Below are 16287 nucleotides of genomic sequence, written 5' to 3'. Positions count from 1 at the left end.
TCCTGCAATCAACGCCGTTCTATCCGGCTGTATCCTGTGATTGATTATTTGCCGTATTTGGCCGTATACCATTCCGGTTTGTCAAATGCTTTAAAAATCCCGTTCGCATCTTCAATCGCTTGATGGAACTCTTCCGACTCGACAGCAGCCTTCAGATCCTTGCCAAGCTGCCCATCGATATCGGCGGTCCGGACTGCAACGACGTTCTTGTAATCCTCCGTCAGCTTCTCCACAGCGATCGCGTTCGCGAGATCCAGCTTCGCTGCGATGGCAAAGTTTCCGGGGATAAGACCGATAGCCACGCTATCCAGGCTGCGCGAGATTTGGGCGGCGTCCATGGTAACAAACTCCAGCTTGTGCGGATTATCCGATACATCATGTACGGTGGCTTTCGTGGCGTCAATGTCCGCTTTCAGATCAATCAGGCCAAGCGCCTTCAAGAAACGCAGCGAGCGAGCCAGATTGGAAGCGTCGACGGCAATTGCTACCTTGGAGCCATCCGGCAAATCGCTTAAATTCTTCACTGTATTGGAATATACACCCATGCCTGCTGTCGGAACGGAGATTACCTTGCCGATATCCAGCTTGTTGTCCGCTGCGAATTTGTTCAGATACACCGTGTGCTGCATCAGGTTGGCATCGATTTCACCGCTGCCTAGTGCCTGATCGGGCTGTACATAGTCCGAAAATTGCACGACTTCAATTTTGTAGCCCTGCTTTTCCATATACGGAGCAATCGCTTTGGTGATCATATCGCCATAAGGGCCAGGAGCCACGCCAATCTTGATATCCTTCTTCGTCTCCGACGCTGCGCCCTCATCCGCCGCTTTCTCATTGCCGCCGCAAGCGGCGAGCAGAAGTCCCATCAGGGAAATAACCAGTGTAAAGACCAACCCTTTTTTTATCTTGTTCATTTGTCTGTTCCTCTCGCATTCAAATTATTTGGTATTTGATAATTCCGCGCCACGGTATGCCTCAAGCTTCTCCAGCCGTTTGAGCGCCTCGACCAGTGTCTCTTCCTTCTTGGCAAAATGAAACCGGATGTATTGATTGACGTCTTCCCGGAAAAAGCTCGAGCCCGGAACCGCCGCCACCCCAATCTCCCTTGCCAGCCACTCGCAGAACTTGTAATCGTCCGGCTCGCCGAACTCGCTGATATCTACGAGCACATAATACGCCCCTTGGGGCTTGTAATACTTGAGACCGAGCCGGTCCAGACCGTCCAGAAACAGCGTCCGCTTCCGCTCGTAAACCTGGGTCAATTCCTCGTAATACGCATCGTCCATTTCCAGACCCTTCACCGCGGCCTTCTGCAAGGGAGCGGCGGCACCGACAGTAAGGAAATCATGGACCTTGCGGCAGACCTCAATAACATGGGTCGGACCGATAATATACCCGAGCCTCCATCCTGTGATCGAATACGTCTTGGACAGCGAGCTACAGGACAGCGTCCGCTCGAACATGCCTGGAAGAGAAGCCATGTACGTATGTACATAAGGCTCGTACACGATGTGCTCATACACTTCATCCGTAATCACGAAAGTATCGAATTCGACCGCAAGCCGGGCAATCTCCTCCAGCTCTTCGCGTGTGAATACTTTACCCGTCGGATTGGACGGATTGCACAGCACGATCGCTTTAACCCCCTGCTCGAACGCGCGCCGAAGTTCCTCGGGGTTGAACATAAATTCCGGCGGGGCCAGCGGCACATATACAGGAGTGACGCCGGTCAGGATCGCATCCGCCGTATAATTTTCATAAAACGGTGAGAATACGATAACCTTGTCGCCCGGGTTGCACACCGTCATCATCGCCGCCATCATCGCTTCGGTGCTGCCGCAGGTTACAACAATATTTTCCGCAGGGTTCACAGGGATGCCCATCAGCTTGCTCTGCTTGAGCGCCAGCTTCTCCCGGAACAATTCAGAGCCCCATGTAATTTCATATTGATGGGGACCATCATCCGCCACTTTCCGCAGTTCTTCCGTCAGCTCCCGGGGAGGATCGAAATCAGGAAAGCCCTGAGAGAGATTCACAGCGTCGTACTGCCTGGCAATACGGGTCATTTTGCGAATGATCGATTCAGTAAAGCCATCCAGCCGATTGCTTAATTCCGGCATTGCCTCATCTCCTTTTCCTATAAACATTATGCCAAAGGCATAAATTTACAGATTTGATTTAAACATACTAAATTTGTCGGATTAACGTTTTAAAGTATAGGGTGCCTCCCCCGGTCTTGTCAATGCTTTTTCTGCTGTGGTGCGCCATAATACGACAAATGCGGCGGGGGCGTCCTGGCAGCCATGAAGACTTATAAAACAACCCCCACACATCATCTTGAAAAATGGCAATCAATAACTACTGAAGCAGCGTCTTCGATATGAAATCATATGCCGGAAGCTTGGCGCCCCAGGAGCCAACCAATTTATTAAAAGTATCATTAAAAACGTTTAACGAATGAAGAGCAAAGAGCCGGAACCTTAACCGGTTCCGGTTCAAAGCATTTACCCGGCCGGCTCAATCTTCAACCGGCCAAGGCAGCGGATTATAAAATGTATTCCAGTCCTGCTTCATTTCTTCCTCACTCAGCAGGCAACGGTCCAGCTCTTTCTCTATATCCTCCCGGTTCATATCCATGCCGATGAAGACAAGCTCGGTCATTCGATCGCCCCACTTATGATCCCAGCGTTCCAGCACTTCCGGTTCGCCTTCCAATACTTCGCGCTGCTGGTCCTCCGGCAGAGATGCCAGCCAATATCCTGCGGGACCAAACTGGATGGAGGGGCCGGCCTGGCTAAGCGATGCAGCCATATCGCCACGCGCCGCGATCCATACCAGTCCTTTTGCCCGAATCACTTCCTCAGGCCAATCGTTTAAGAAGTTACTGAGGCGCTCAGGATAAAACGGAACTCTGCGGCAATACACAAATGACCCTATTCCGTATTCCTCGGTTTCCGGAGCATGCTCTTCCTTGGCAAGCTCCGAAATCCACCCTGAGGACATGCTTGTCTTCTCAAAATCAAACAAACCTGTGTTCAAAATTTCCTTTGGGTTCACAACCCCGTTCACGGTACGAATGATTTTAGCCGTCGGCTGAAGCTTTCTTAGGACAGCCTCCAGCTTAACCAATTCTTTCTCTTCCACCAAGTCGCACTTGTTCAGCAATAAAACATCACAGGTTTCAATCTGATCAATCAACAGATCTACAATATCTCTATAGTCCGTCTCTCCAACCGCCTGATTGCGGTCAAGCAAGCTTTCCCCCGATGCAAAATCTTGCCAGAAACGGTTGGCATCAACGACGGTAACCATCGTATCCAATCGAGCCAGGGCGGTTAAATCGATGTCCAACTCCGGATCTGCATAAGTGAAGGTTTGCGCTACCGGAATAGGCTCGCTAATTCCCGATGACTCAATCAGGATGTAATCGAACCGGCCTTCGTCGGCCAGCTTTTGCACTTCCCGCAGCAAATCATCCCGAAGCGTGCAGCAAATGCAGCCATTGGACAGCTCCACCAGCTTTTCTTCCGTTCTCGACAGGGCGTTCCCCGATTTTACCAGATTGGCATCCACATTGACTTCGCTCATGTCATTAACAATAACAGCAACCTTTAGCCCGTCCCTGTTATGCAATACATGATTCAGTAAAGTCGTTTTCCCGGCTCCCAAATAACCGCTTAAAACCGTTATCGGAATCTTCCTGTCCACCTGTTCAGCTAACATGTATGGCCTCCTCCCATGAATTAACGCGTTTCACGATGCAGCGTATATTTTTTGAGCCGGGGGCTGTATTTGCGCAATTCCATGCGTCCGGGGTGCGTCTTTTTATTTTTGGTGGTCGTGTAATTGCGGTCTCCCGTTTCGGTACACGCCAAAGTAACAACAACTCTCATCTCTGAACATCTCCTTTTATTCGTAATTATTACGATTTAATAATTCTACATACTCTTTTCCTTCATGTCAATCGCTCCGATTGCAAATCTCGAATAGCAAAAAAGCTCCTGAATCGTCACAAGGACAAATTCAAGAGCTTGTTCATTAATATGGTGGTGCGGTCGAGAGGACTCGAACCTCCACGGGGGGTTAGCCCACACGGACCTGAACCGTGCGCGTCTGCCAATTCCGCCACGACCGCATGTTATGTAATTCCGGCTGCAATCACCGTAATTAAGAATATACAGCTTTTCTTTGTGAAAAGCAACACTTTTTTTGACAAAGCTGATCGCGATTCGAAACGCAGTCCTTTAGCCAAAAACGCCCCTGCCTTCCGGCAGAGACGTTCCTTGAGTATAACCTAAATTTTAAATTTCTCAACCAGCTCTTGGAGCTCTTTGGCGCTTTGGGTGTTCTCATCCGCCATCTCGGCTTCTTTAAACGTCTTCTCCACGATATCGGAGGTCTTCTCGGCAATATCCTGCACGCCAGCCGCACTTTCGGAAATCGTCGCCGCCACCTCGTTGACCGCAATCGTAATCGCCGAGACCGTCTCGCTCAAATGTCCGGCCGAGGTCTCGAAATCGCTCATCAGATGGTTAATCAGCTCTGCATCCTGATTATACTGCTCGCCAACCTCTTTCAACTTCTCATAGTCGGTCAGCACATTCCGGTCGATGAAAGAGAGCAGATCCTCCGAGCTGTCCTTCATCTGTCCGACGGAATGATGCACCCCTTTGACGATATCCTGAATACCCGATGCGGTCACCGAAGATTTCTCGGCAAGCTTGCGGATTTCACCGGCGACTACCGCGAATCCTTTTCCGGCCTCGCCCGCCCGCGCCGCTTCAATCGCCGCATTGAGCGCCAGCAGATTCGTCTGGCTCGTGATGTCCATAATCGTCTTCGCCAAATCATTGATTTGAGTAATCGTACCTGATTCCTCAATCGCCTGCTCCATTTTGGCGCGGACCGAATTGTAAATATTCTGCGCATGCTCCGCCGATTCCACTGCATCTTTCCGCAGCGACAAGGCGCGGCTTGTAATGCCAACCGACACTTTGCCGCCTTCCTTCGCCTTCTCGGAGATGGCGCCGACATTGCTGTCGATCTCCTGGATCGCAGCCGTCATTTCCTGTGTGGAAGCGGCGGTTTCTTCCATGCCTGCGGACAGCTCCTCGGTCGTCGCCCCGTTGTCATGGGCGTTCTCTCTCACCTCGACAGCCACCCGCTCCAGCATTTCCGCATTGCTGAGCACTTGGCCGGAAATATTCTTGAGGCTGCCCGCCATTTCTCTCAGCACCTTGCGTGTCCGGAATATCGCCTTGGCGATGGTACCGGTCTCGTCTTTATTTTTCTGCAAATATTCATATTGATTGTCGTATTTCAGATCGAGCTCGGCCGTCTTGTTGATCAGTTCGGTCAATTTAATAATCGGAGCGGTAATCTTCTGAGACACGAACACGCCTATGAGCAGGGTCACCGCCAGACTGATCAGACCGAGAATGATAATAAAGACCGTCATTTGCCGGACAGGCTGCATGATCTCTCCCACGTCTCCCGCCAGAACAAGCGTCCATTTGGTGCCGGGAAGAACGGTATAGGCCGCTTTTTTGGCTTTGCCCAAAAAATCGTAATCAATGGTTCCGTCGGCTGGCCGTTCGCCTTTTTGAACACGGGCAACAATGGCTTTGATGCCTTCGTTCTCCACCGGCTTGCCGATCTTCTCCTTGGTCGGATGATAGATCATTGTTCCCTGGGCGTCAACCAGGTAGGCGTAGCTGGTCGATCCATTCACCGCCTTCGCGCCTCCAAGGTAAGTCGTCAGACTGTCCGCATAAACGGCGGATACGGCAAGGCCCACCGTCTCGGAACCCGCCTTCACCGGCTGCGCGATGGCAAGAACAAATGCGCCCGTCGATTTGGACTTGAGCGTCTCGCTGATTACCGGCTCGCCGGTTTGAAGCACTTGTTTCACATAAGCCCGATCACTGATATTTTTGCCGACCAGCACAGGATCGCTGTCCGCAATAATAACGCCGTCCATGCCGACGACGAACATATGCTCCAGATTTCCCGCGTCCTTAACCAGCTGCTTGAGCCTGGCATTAACCTCCGCGTGAAGTGCGCTATCCCCGGGGGCTCCATTCCGTACTCCCGCAAGCAGCTCCGTGACTCCGGCCTCTCCGGCGAACACAGCTACGCTGTTTTGCTCTTTCTGAATCATGGTATTTATCGTTTCACCGCGGCTCTTGTTCAGTTCCAGCATCGAATTGTCGGACATGGACCCCAGCGAGCCGGCCGACTTCGAATAACTGAAGTACCCCATCAGAGCGGTGGATAGCAGGGTAACTGCAAGAACCATTAGTGAAAGCTTGGAACGAATCTTCATTATTTGTCTACACCCTTTCAACACGGACGATACTTCTGTCGAAATACGCTCGATGTACAAATTGTAATATTCATTCTTATCGGAAAAAGATTTTAAAAAATGAACAGGGATATTGTCAAAATTCATGGATTCTAATGTAAACGTCCAAAAATGGCACGCTGAAATAAGCTAAAGCCCATATACAGCAAAAAATCCGCCGAAACGAAATGAATTCGTTCGGCGAATTTTAATGAAACGCTTTATTCGACTTTAATTTTTGATGACATTCTGGTAGCTGGCCGTTCCTCCAAATACATTCAGGCCGAAATACCCGCTGCTGAATGTGGAGTCGTTAACGTCGATGACCGGAGTGGTCGCGCCGTCGAAGTACACCTTGATATTCGTTCCGGAGGTCACGATTTTGACATGATAGGCCGTACCGGATGTCAGGGTCGCCGGAATGTTGGCGAGGACCTGGGAATCGGAAAAGCTGCCGTTCAGTTTATAGAACAATCTCAGCGCTCTGATATTGGGATCAATATTGAAATAATAGCCGCTGGAGCCGTCGGAAGTGGCTCGGAAAATGATAGAACCCGCCCCTCCGCTTCGGTCCAGTTTGACATCGGCCTCGTACGTGAAATCGGAGCCGGTGCTGCCGGACATGTAATTGCTGTCCTTGTCGAACGTGCCGGAGATTCCATCACCGGTCACCGTCCAGGAAGGTGCCGGCATGCTGTTCCAGCCGGTCAAATTGGTCGTGAACGAACCGAACTCGACGACGGTCTTCGAGGCGATTCCGCCCGATTGCGTCGTCGCGGTAATCACTGCCCTGCCCTGCGAAACCGCCGTGACGTCAGCGCTGACGGAATCCGCCTGGGCTACAGACGCCACCGCCGGATTGCTTGAACTCCATACCAGCGTTTTGTTTGTTGCAGAACGCGGAAGAACTTCCGCGTACAGCCGGTAAACGGAGCCGCCGGCCAGTTGAACGCGGGTCTGGTCCATGACAACCTTTTGCGGCGTTGAACCGGTAGAAGGCTCGGACCGCCAGACATTGTTGAGCGGATAATAATTAAGCGAGACAATCTTTACATTGCCGCCGGTTGTATATAAGCTCAGGCCGCTGCGGGCCGATCCGGGAAAAATCATATCGGAGAAGACTGCTTTGCCATCATTTCCGAAGGCCTCGATGGACGATTGATCGACGTAAATATGCATCTTGACTCTGCCATTCTCCAGCGGAAGAACCGTGCTCTGCACGGGATGGAAATCAGTCGTGAAGCCGCTTGCCCCTGCGGATGTGCGGTCCACGAACATTTCCGATGTTCCGGGCTTGTAGCCCACAACCGTCTTCTGGCTGCCTCCTTCCCGCAGACGGAAGCCGAATTCGGATGCCGTGCTGCCGGACGGCAGCTCAAGCACCGCGTCGATCTCATAGGCCGTGCCTGCGAGCGCCGCGAGCGGATTGGCACTCGAAGGAGTGACGGTTACGTTGCTAAGCGAAGTCATGTTTGCCGTGTCACGGAGCGCGTTCAAATCGGAGACAGGCGTCTCTGTGATTCGGACGCCGGTTCCCGGGATGTCGGTCAGCTTCAGCTCGCGCGGAATGGACATCTGCCCGTTCCAGGGCGAAGTCGGGAAGCTGAACGGGTAATCCCAGTTCGACATCCAGCCGATGGAAATCCGCCGTCCGTCAGCGGCCGGAATGCCGTCAAACGTCATGGCCGCATACATATCCTTGCCCTTCTCGGTCCGAAGTACGGTCGAAGCGGAGTTATCGCTGGCAAACGTGGTGCCGTCAAAGCTGCCGACGTAATACTCCATTGCCGAGCCCTGCGTGGCGGCGACCGCTCCGGTGCTGAGCATCAACACCCATTTCTTGTTGCTCGTGCTTCCGTCGACAGGCAGCTGGAACAGATCCGGGCATTCCAGCACACCGCCATGCAGGTAAGAACCGTAGCCGAATGTACTGGCGAACGTCCAGCTGAGAAGGTTGGTCGATGTGTAGAACCGGATATGGTCCCCTCCTGAGACAACCATGACCCATTTTGAATGATCGGCATCCCATACAACTTTAGGGTCGCGGAAATCCCAGCCGCCGTCGGTTCCACCCGGATTCTGCACCACGGGGTTGCTCGCGTAATCGGTCCAGGTGCGTCCTTTGTCGCTGCTGTAAGCAATGCTGATCTTTTGGTTGCCGTTCGGCTTGTCCGGATTAAACGAAGTATAATAGGCGATCAGTCCGGAGCCGCTCGGGAACAGACCGGAAGCGTTATTCAGGTCAGCCACGGCCCCGCCCGACCAGGCATTCCCGGCGTCGTTCCACGGAATGGCGATGGGAAGGTGCTTCCAGTTCACCAGATCGGTGCTTACCGCGTGAGCCCATTGCCCGTCCTGCTGATGAAATAGGTGATACTCACCCTGATAATAGACCAGACCGTTCGGGTCGCTCGTCCGGTTTCTCGTTTCGGTAAAATGGTACTGCGGACGGTAAGTCTCGTTATAGTATTGGCTTAGATCCATAGCATAGACGTTCTGGAAATAGGCAGTGCCATTGAACGTGTTCAGCCCGATTTGACCCGATGAATAGGACGTGTCGGTTGCCGAGATCACCGGGGAAGCCGAACCATCCGCATAAACTTTAATACTGGAACCGTTTACAAAGATTTCAATGTGATACACACGTCCGGATTCTATGCTCATGTTGGCCGTGGCGATCGTGCTTCCCCCGCTGCGGTTGAAGAGGCGGATACGATCCAGATTCGGATCGATGTTCAGCACGTAGCCCCCGCTTGACGCGGATGCGGCCCGGAAGACAAGGCCCGCCGTGCCAAGCGGCGTTCCGGCATCAACCGAAAGATCGCCTTCCAGCACAAAATCGGACAGGCTTGTCGCTGATACGTTAAAAGCGTCCGTGCTTCCGGCGCTTGTCCCTTTGAAGCCTCCGAGCTGCGGAATCCAGGTCCCGCTTGGAGACGTCCAGCCTTCCAGATTAGTGTTCGGCGTGCTCATCAGAATATTTTGAAACACGGCCGAACCGTTGTAGACACCCAGACCCGTAAATCCCTGAGTATAAGTAGTATCCGTGGCCGAAAGCAGAGGATTGTAACCGCTCGTGTTTATGAAATCGCTCTGTAAGTATACTTTAATTGATGATCCTTGCGCCTTGATCCGAAGATGATAGACTTTGCCGGGGGCAATCTGCGCAGTCGCCTGTGCCAGAGTTACGTCTCCCGCCGTCTTATACAGCCTGATGCGGTCAAGGTTAGGATCGATTTGCAGCCCGTAAGCCTGCGATCCATCCGCATTCGAGCGGAACAGCAGGGTCCCAAGGGCATATGCATCGTTAATCAGCACGTCCGATTCATAGGAGAAATTGTCCGAGCTTGTTGCGGAGATGGCCGAAATATTCTGATTGGCAGCAGCCGTGCCCTTCCAGCCTTGAGATGTAAGATTCCATGTCCCAGAAGTGTTCCAGCCCGTCACATTCGTATTCAGCACATTTACGAACACATTCTGGAAATAGGCAGTACCGTTATAGACATGAAAGCCGGTGAGTCCAGAGCTATATTTGGAATCGCTTACAGAAAAGGCCTGTGTACCGTCAGCATAAACTTTTAGCGAGCTTCCATCGGCAGCCACCTTCAAATGATAGGAAGTTCCTTCGCTCATCGTCTTGGAAACAGGTGCCGCCAAGTCCGTTCCCGTGGCATAATCGAACAGGCGGATGCGGTCCATGTTCGGGTCCAGGCTGACGACATAACCTTTGGAACCGTCTGCGCTCGCCCTGAACACCAGCGAAGCCACGCCGTATGGCGATGAGGCATCGACTTTGACGTCGGCGTCATAGACAAAGTTCGCCCCCACAGCCGCTGTCGACATATTGAAGGCGTTGTCCGCTCCGGAACTAACCCCACGGAGTCCGCCCGCATCCTGCGTCCACGTCCCCGATACGGGCAAATACCCGGGAGTGTTGCCGGCCAGCCCTGCCGCATGGGCAATCGGAGAGGCATACAGACCGGAAATCCCTAATGCAAGCGCTAACAAAAATGCTGCCCATCTACCTTTACTTCTTCTCATACATTCGCTCCTTAAACTCAAATGAGCAAGACCGGGCGGATCGCCGCCGCGGTCTTGCATTATTGCAACGAGGACATGACTTGGCTGTCCTCAGTCTTGCACATTTTAATCGAGTTGCCTCGAATTGGACGGTCCGTCAGAAGGCTTGCCGCCAGTTCTTATCGGTACCGGCCCTTTCAAGCTCGGCAAACTCCCCAGTTGAAGCTTCCGTTAACCTTTAACACCCGACGCCGTAATCCCCTGAATGTAATACCGCTGAAGGAACAGGAACAGAATCAGAATGGGCACGGTCGAAATGGTGCTCGCCGCCAGAATCTTCGACCAGTCCGTTCCTTCCGCCGAAGAGAACGCGGCAATGGCAACCTGAATCATCTGCTTCTTGTCATCGTTGATGACGATCAGCGGCCACAGGTAAGAGTCCCAGTTGCCGAGGAAGGTCATCAGCCCCAGCGTGATCATCGGAGGTACAGCAGCGGGCAGCACGATCCGGGCAAAGGTGCGCGGCATCGTTGCGCCGTCGATTTTGGCCGCCTCCAGAATTTCATCCGGAATTTCAGCGAAGAACTGCCGCAGCAGGAAGATGCCGAACACGGACAGCATCGAAGGAATAATCAGCGCTTTGTACGAATCAAGCCAGCCGAAAGCGTGCATAAGCAGGTAGTTGGGTACCAAAGTCACTTCGCCGGGAATAATCATGGCGGACATGAACAGGGCGAACACGATCGCCTTGCCCCGGAAGCGCAGCTTGGCAAAAGCGAATGCGGCCATCGAGTTGATCAGCAGCACGAGCACCGTGACAATCGCAGCGACAAACAGCGTGTTGCCGATATACGTAAGGAACGGATTCCGTTCATTAAAGATAACATCTTTGAAGTTCTGCAGAGTCGGATGCACCGGCACGAACAAATGAATATTGAAGCTGTTCGAGTATTTGAACAATTCCTCGTAGGGACGAGACGCCCCCGTGATCATCCAGACAATCGGAATGATGGAGATAATGGCGATAATGATCATGGCTGTATATTTGGCGAAGCTTGCAAAACGGTTCATATCCATTCCCTCCTAGTAATCCTGATTCCGGAACAGTCTCATCTGCACAAGCGAAATGGCAAGCACGATCGCGAACAGTATAAACGCCGCCGCCGTTCCGTATCCCATTTGCATTTGCTTGAATGCCATTTGATAAATATAGAAGACTGCAGTTTCGGTCGCCCCGTTAGGTCCCCCGTTAGTCAGAACGAACACCAGACCGGAAATCTTGATGGCGTCAATCGTCGTGATGATGACAACGAAGGCGGTGGTACGGTTAAGCAGCGGAAGCGTGATCCGGAAGAACTGCTGAATTTTGCTTGCGCCGTCGACTCTGGCCGCTTCGTACAAATCCTGGGGAATATTGTTCAGCCCCGCCAGGAAGATGATCATGAAAAATCCGACCGCTTTCCACATGCCGAGCATAATAACCCCGTTCATTGCCGTGTCCGGATTGGACAGGAAGTTCGTCGTCGGCAGATGTAGAAGCTCCAGAAAATTGTTCAGCAGACCGTATTCCTTGTTGTAGATCAGCTTGAAGACCGTTGCCGCCACCGCCGTCGAAATGACAACCGGAATGAAGTAGAGCGTCCGGAACAGGCCGGTTGCGACTACCTTTTTCTGAATCAGCAGCGCCATGCCGAGCGAGATGATCGTCTGAATCGGGATGACGATGATTGCAAAATAGAACGAATGCCCGAGGCTGGCGAGGAACGAGTGATCCGTTATCAGCGTTTTGTAATTGTCCAGGCCGACAAAGGTTTTGGTGCCGCCGACCAGATTATAATTTTGAAAGCTGATAATGAACGCCTGCAGCATCGGGTAGAACACGAAGATAAGCAGGAGGGCAAACGCCGGAAGGACGAACCACCATGCCGTCATCTCTTCATTTCTCAAAGAGGAATGCCGCTTCTTTTTCGGTACGATATTGGCCGCAGGTTTTGCAGCAGTTGTTGGACTTGCCATAGGTTACCTCATCTCCAATCCCTCCGCCGCTCCGGGCCGCTTCCCTAAGACCTGACGGGCGTTTACCGTGCGGCGGATTATTATTATGAATCAAGCCTTATGCATAGGCGGGCTAAGGTTTATACACGAACGAGCTGAGCACGGAATAGACTTTGCCGTCGGGAGTCCGTGCCTTGATTTCGGCCTGGCCTTCCTTGAAGCCTTTAATGACGGCTGTCGTTCCTCCGTCGCTCACAACCTTTGCGACCGTCTCGTCGGACGATTCCCAGACCAGCTTCTGCGGAGCGGTATACGGGAGCACTGCTGCGACCGCCTGCGCACTGCCGCCAACCGGAACATCCAGGCTGCTCTTGTTCAGCACCACTCTCAGCGGTTCTGTTCCATCCGCCGCCTCATCCCGCCAAATGGACTTCATCGGGTAGAGCGCCGCGCTTTCCAGCTTAACGCTGCCCTTGGAGAGATACAGTTCCAGGCCGCTGCTCGTGGCGCTCGGGAAAATAATGCTGGAGATCACCGTGGTGCCGTCTCCCGAGAACACTTCCAGCGTGGATTCATCCACATAGAGACGCAGCTTGACGGTTCCGTTCTCCGGCTTCAGCGGCGCTTCCACCTTCTCGGCAAAGCCCGGTTCAAACGAGCTGTCGCCCGATTTGGTACGGTCCACCGTTAAAGTGGAGGATGCGGCATTGTAGGAAATGACCGTCTCCTGCCCGGCTCCTTTTCTCACCTTGATACCGAATTCCGCACTGTCATCGACGTTAAATGCCGCATCCAGCTCATAGGATGTGCCCAGCAGCGAGGAGAAGGGATTAGAGCCCTTCTTCAGCTCCTGCGCTGGTATCTCCGCCGGCTTGCCGCGCAGGGCTTCCATCTCCTTAACCGGCTGCTGCGCCAGCCTTAAGCCTTCTCCCGGTACGTCTTTGAGCGTCAGGACGCGGGGCACGGACATATTGCCCTTCCAGGGGTCCGTCGGCATATTGAAGGGATAGCGCCAATTGGACATCCAGCCTGTATAAATTCTCCGTCCGTCGCTTTCGGGAATGTCGGAGTATGAGACGGCGGCGTAGAAATCCTTCCCGTAATCGGTCCAGAGCACCTTGGAGGGCTCGTTCTCATTCTTAAAGTTCTTCCCGTCGAAAGATCCAACGAAATACTGCGCGGTAGAGCCTTTGGTCGCCGGGTTGTTGCCGATGCTCACGGCCAGCACCCACTTCTTCTCTTTAGTGCCTTCAACCGGAAGCTCGAACAGGTCCGGACATTCCCATACCGCGGCATGCGAACCCTGATCCGCTCCAAATTCGCCGGTCATCTCCCACTTCTTCAGATCAGGCGAGGAATAGAACCTGACTTTGTTATCTACGGAGACAACCATCGTCCACGATTTGGACGGCTCATACCAGAACACCTTAGGGTCCCGGAAATCCTTCAGGCCGGGATTCGGGATGACGGGGTTTCCTTCATACTTGGTCCAAGTCCGTCCTCTGTCGGCGCTATAGGCGATGCTCTGCGACTGTAATCCGCCCTTGAAATGGGTGAATATCGCAACCAGTCCGGGCTTGCCGTCAAAAAAACCGCTTGTGTCCTTCCAATCAACCACCGCGCTGCCCGACCAAATCTCTCCGAGCGAATCGCGCAGCAGCGCTACCGGCAGATGCTGCCAGTGAATAAGATCCGTGCTTACCGCATGCCCCCACTGTCCGCTGTTCTGATAGAATTGGTGATACTCCCCCTCGAAAAAGACCATCCCGTTCGGGTCGCTCATATTACCCGTTTCTGGGGACAAATGATACTGCGGCCGGTACAGCTCGGTGTAATAATTCGGGTCCTGGCTGAACTTGAAAGGCGCCGGCGTCGCTTCATTTGGCGTACTTTCGCTTTCAGCTTCTCCTCCCTTGGACGAGCCTCCCTTTCCGCAGCCGGACACCGCCACAACCAGCGCCAGAGCCATCAGGCATAACAGCTTTTTTGTTTTTTCGCTCATGCCGTCTACTCCTATCTTTGGGTTCAACATATTGGATTCTTCCCTTGTGATTTCATTGTAGACGACCGGCCGTCTTAAAAATTTCAATATCATCGGGTATTAACTTGCAATTTTTTGGCCCGCATTAATGGGGTGTTGTCCGGCCGGGCGGATGCCCGCAGACTGGCAGCAAAACATGGTTCAGGCCGCTAAAAAAGCCGGTCCAGACAGCAAAAAAAACCGCACCCAAGCGGTTCACACGCTTTTCAGGTACGGTTGTTTTGTTTCGAAGATCGAAGCGGTAAGGCGGATAACGCGAAGAGTGCATCACTGCGCGTTCTGCAAATAATCTTCCCTGTATTCCTTCGGGCTTTTGCCGGATGCCTTCTTGAAGACGGTGCTGAAATAACTGGAGCTGGAATAGCCGACAAGCATCGCGATATCGGTCAGCTTCAGCTCGTTCTCCTTCAACAGCTGCTGGGCTTTGGCGATGCGCAGACCCGTGACATAATCGCTGAAGGTGACCCCGACATGCTGCTTGAAGAGGCCCGACAGATACGTTTCGTTCAAGTGGAACATATCCGCCAAAGAGGACAGATTCAGCTCGTAGCAGAAGTTCTCCTCCACATATTGGCGTACGGCTTCCACAATATGTTGGCCGCTGGAAAACCGCGTCTTTTTGACTTCTTCCATCACGAGGCCCGCCAGCTCGTCGATCTGTCCCATAATGCCCTCTCTGGATTGATAATCCGATATGGTCATCTGGCAGTTCCATAAATGCTTTTGCAGCGAAGAGTCGCCCAGCTCGAATTTCTTCGCTACCGAACTGAACAGCAGCAGCAGCCGGAGCGCAAGAAAGGTAAAGGCGAACACCGGTGTGTCCCGGTCGGCGGAGAAGACGGCCTGCAGCTGACGACGGAACGCCGGCATATCAAGGTTCTCGATCGCCTGAACCAGCTTACGCTCCATCTCGGGCGTAAACGCGTTCGTCAGCTCCAAGAGACCGGTCTGTCCGCTCCCTTTTTGCTCATGCACGGTGCTCCGGCTCCAGGCCAGCATACAGGAGGCATAGCCGTTCTTCAAAGCGTCCCAGCCCTCCACGGTCTCCCCGATTCCCGCCACGCTGTCGACGTTCAAATATTCGGTAATATTCCGCTTCAATTCGGCGACGAAGCTCTCCGCGCTGTTCTCCGGCACGCCTTCCCCCATCACGATCAGAAAATACATCATCGAGGAGTGGGCGATTTCCGGAAACGGATAGATCCCCTCTCTCCGCGAAGCTGTCTCTCTGCACAGCATCTGGAAAGCCAGGTTCATCAGGTCCCTGCGTTCCCGGCTCACGCCGAGCCGGTCCGGCGGAATCCGCATCTCCACAGCGGCGAAGCGGGCTTTTAAACTGTCTGTGGCCAATGGGGCGAGCTGCAGCTGCTGCAGCCGCTCCTTCACGGCCGAAAGGCTGTACCACTCGTCTTTAACCAGCTGCAGCAGGTAATGCTCCTGAAGCATCAGCAGCTGCTCATTCTTCTGGTGCCGCTCCCGCTCCGAATCGCGGAGCCGCTCCTGCTCCGCGGTGATATCGGCGGCGATTCTGCCGAGCATTTCGGTCAATTCGCCGCGGGCTACAGGCTTCAGCAGATAGTCTTTGACGCCAAGCTGGATGGCCGCTTTCAAATATTCGAAATCGGAATAGCCCGACAGAACAGCCGTGCGTAATCCCGGATAGCGCTCCTTGCAGATCGTGATCAGCTCGATGCCGTTCATTTTGGGCATGCGGATATCGGAGATCAGAAGATGGGGCAGCGGCCCCTCTTCCAGTAGCTGCAGCGCTTCTCCACCGCCGGATGCTTCATAGGCAATCCGAAATCCGGCTTCTTCCCAGTTAATCTTGGCTTTGATGCTGTCGCGGATGCCCTTCTCGTCATCGACCAGCATAATCGTATACATCCCA

The 16287-nt window shown here is 53.2% G+C and carries 10 protein-coding genes and 1 tRNA gene; all 11 read right to left on the bottom strand.

All coding sequences use genetic code 11. The annotated features are described in order from the left end of the window. Positions 1–44: 44 nt before the first annotated feature. The 11 genes from PSAB_RS09630 to PSAB_RS09580 all read right to left on the bottom strand — a co-directional run bounded on the left by PSAB_RS09630 (position 45) and on the right by PSAB_RS09580 (position 16283). Positions 45–914, bottom strand: coding sequence for a MetQ/NlpA family ABC transporter substrate-binding protein (locus PSAB_RS09630; RefSeq protein ID WP_025334371.1), 870 nt, complete (start codon positions 912–914; stop codon positions 45–47). Positions 915–938: 24 nt separating this feature from the next. Further along, positions 939–2120, bottom strand: a complete 1182-nt coding sequence (locus tag PSAB_RS09625; RefSeq protein ID WP_025334370.1) for a pyridoxal phosphate-dependent aminotransferase — start codon at positions 2118–2120, stop codon at positions 939–941. 397 nt (positions 2121–2517) lie between these two features. Further along, entirely contained in the window at positions 2518–3723 is a 1206-nt protein-coding gene (locus PSAB_RS09620) for a GTP-binding protein (RefSeq protein ID WP_025334369.1), read from the bottom strand. 20 nt (positions 3724–3743) lie between these two features. Then, positions 3744–3893, bottom strand: coding sequence for a 50S ribosomal protein L33 (gene rpmG / locus PSAB_RS09615; RefSeq protein WP_025334368.1), 150 nt, complete (start codon positions 3891–3893; stop codon positions 3744–3746). A 154-nt stretch (positions 3894–4047) separates the two neighbouring features. Next, positions 4048–4135: transfer RNA gene (locus PSAB_RS09610), tRNA-Leu, on the bottom strand. 159 nt (positions 4136–4294) lie between these two features. After that, a complete protein-coding gene (locus PSAB_RS09605) occupies positions 4295–6325 on the bottom strand; it encodes a methyl-accepting chemotaxis protein (RefSeq protein WP_025334367.1) in 2031 nt (676 codons plus the stop codon). 249 nt (positions 6326–6574) lie between these two features. Then, positions 6575–10384 carry a GH32 C-terminal domain-containing protein gene (locus PSAB_RS09600; RefSeq protein ID WP_025334366.1) on the bottom strand — a complete coding sequence of 1270 codons (3810 nt, stop codon included), beginning with the start codon at positions 10382–10384 and terminating at the stop codon, positions 6575–6577. 210 nt (positions 10385–10594) lie between these two features. Further along, entirely contained in the window at positions 10595–11434 is an 840-nt protein-coding gene (locus PSAB_RS09595; protein ID WP_025334365.1) for a carbohydrate ABC transporter permease, read from the bottom strand. A gap of 12 nt (positions 11435–11446) precedes the next feature. Next, on the bottom strand, positions 11447–12379 hold the full coding sequence (locus PSAB_RS09590) for a carbohydrate ABC transporter permease (protein WP_025334364.1): 933 nt from the start codon (positions 12377–12379) through the stop codon (positions 11447–11449). Positions 12380–12491: 112 nt separating this feature from the next. Continuing rightward, positions 12492–14360 carry a glycoside hydrolase family 32 protein gene (locus tag PSAB_RS09585; RefSeq protein ID WP_025334363.1) on the bottom strand — a complete coding sequence of 623 codons (1869 nt, stop codon included), beginning with the start codon at positions 14358–14360 and terminating at the stop codon, positions 12492–12494. Positions 14361–14666: 306 nt separating this feature from the next. Next, a complete protein-coding gene (locus PSAB_RS09580; protein ID WP_025334362.1) occupies positions 14667–16283 on the bottom strand; it encodes a response regulator transcription factor in 1617 nt (538 codons plus the stop codon). Positions 16284–16287: the final 4 nt, after the last annotated feature.

Source organism: Paenibacillus sabinae T27, assembly GCF_000612505.1.
GTDB classification, from domain to species: Bacteria; Bacillota; Bacilli; order Paenibacillales; family Paenibacillaceae; genus Paenibacillus_AQ; species Paenibacillus_AQ sabinae.
Note: the sequence above shows the minus strand (reverse complement) of the source record. Positions and strands in the feature narration are given on the sequence as shown.

Coding starts and splice junctions, on each gene's coding strand:
- PSAB_RS09630 (WP_025334371.1), bottom strand. CDS start 914: ATGAACAAGATAAAAAAAGGGTTGGTCTTTACACTGGTTATTTCCCTG.
- PSAB_RS09625 (WP_025334370.1), bottom strand. CDS start 2,120: ATGCCGGAATTAAGCAATCGGCTGGATGGCTTTACTGAATCGATCATT.
- PSAB_RS09620 (WP_025334369.1), bottom strand. CDS start 3,723: ATGTTAGCTGAACAGGTGGACAGGAAGATTCCGATAACGGTTTTAAGC.
- rpmG (WP_025334368.1), bottom strand. CDS start 3,893: ATGAGAGTTGTTGTTACTTTGGCGTGTACCGAAACGGGAGACCGCAAT.
- PSAB_RS09605 (WP_025334367.1), bottom strand. CDS start 6,325: ATGAAGATTCGTTCCAAGCTTTCACTAATGGTTCTTGCAGTTACCCTG.
- PSAB_RS09600 (WP_025334366.1), bottom strand. CDS start 10,384: ATGAGAAGAAGTAAAGGTAGATGGGCAGCATTTTTGTTAGCGCTTGCA.
- PSAB_RS09595 (WP_025334365.1), bottom strand. CDS start 11,434: ATGAACCGTTTTGCAAGCTTCGCCAAATATACAGCCATGATCATTATC.
- PSAB_RS09590 (WP_025334364.1), bottom strand. CDS start 12,379: ATGGCAAGTCCAACAACTGCTGCAAAACCTGCGGCCAATATCGTACCG.
- PSAB_RS09585 (WP_025334363.1), bottom strand. CDS start 14,360: ATGAGCGAAAAAACAAAAAAGCTGTTATGCCTGATGGCTCTGGCGCTG.
- PSAB_RS09580 (WP_025334362.1), bottom strand. CDS start 16,283: ATGTATACGATTATGCTGGTCGATGACGAGAAGGGCATCCGCGACAGC.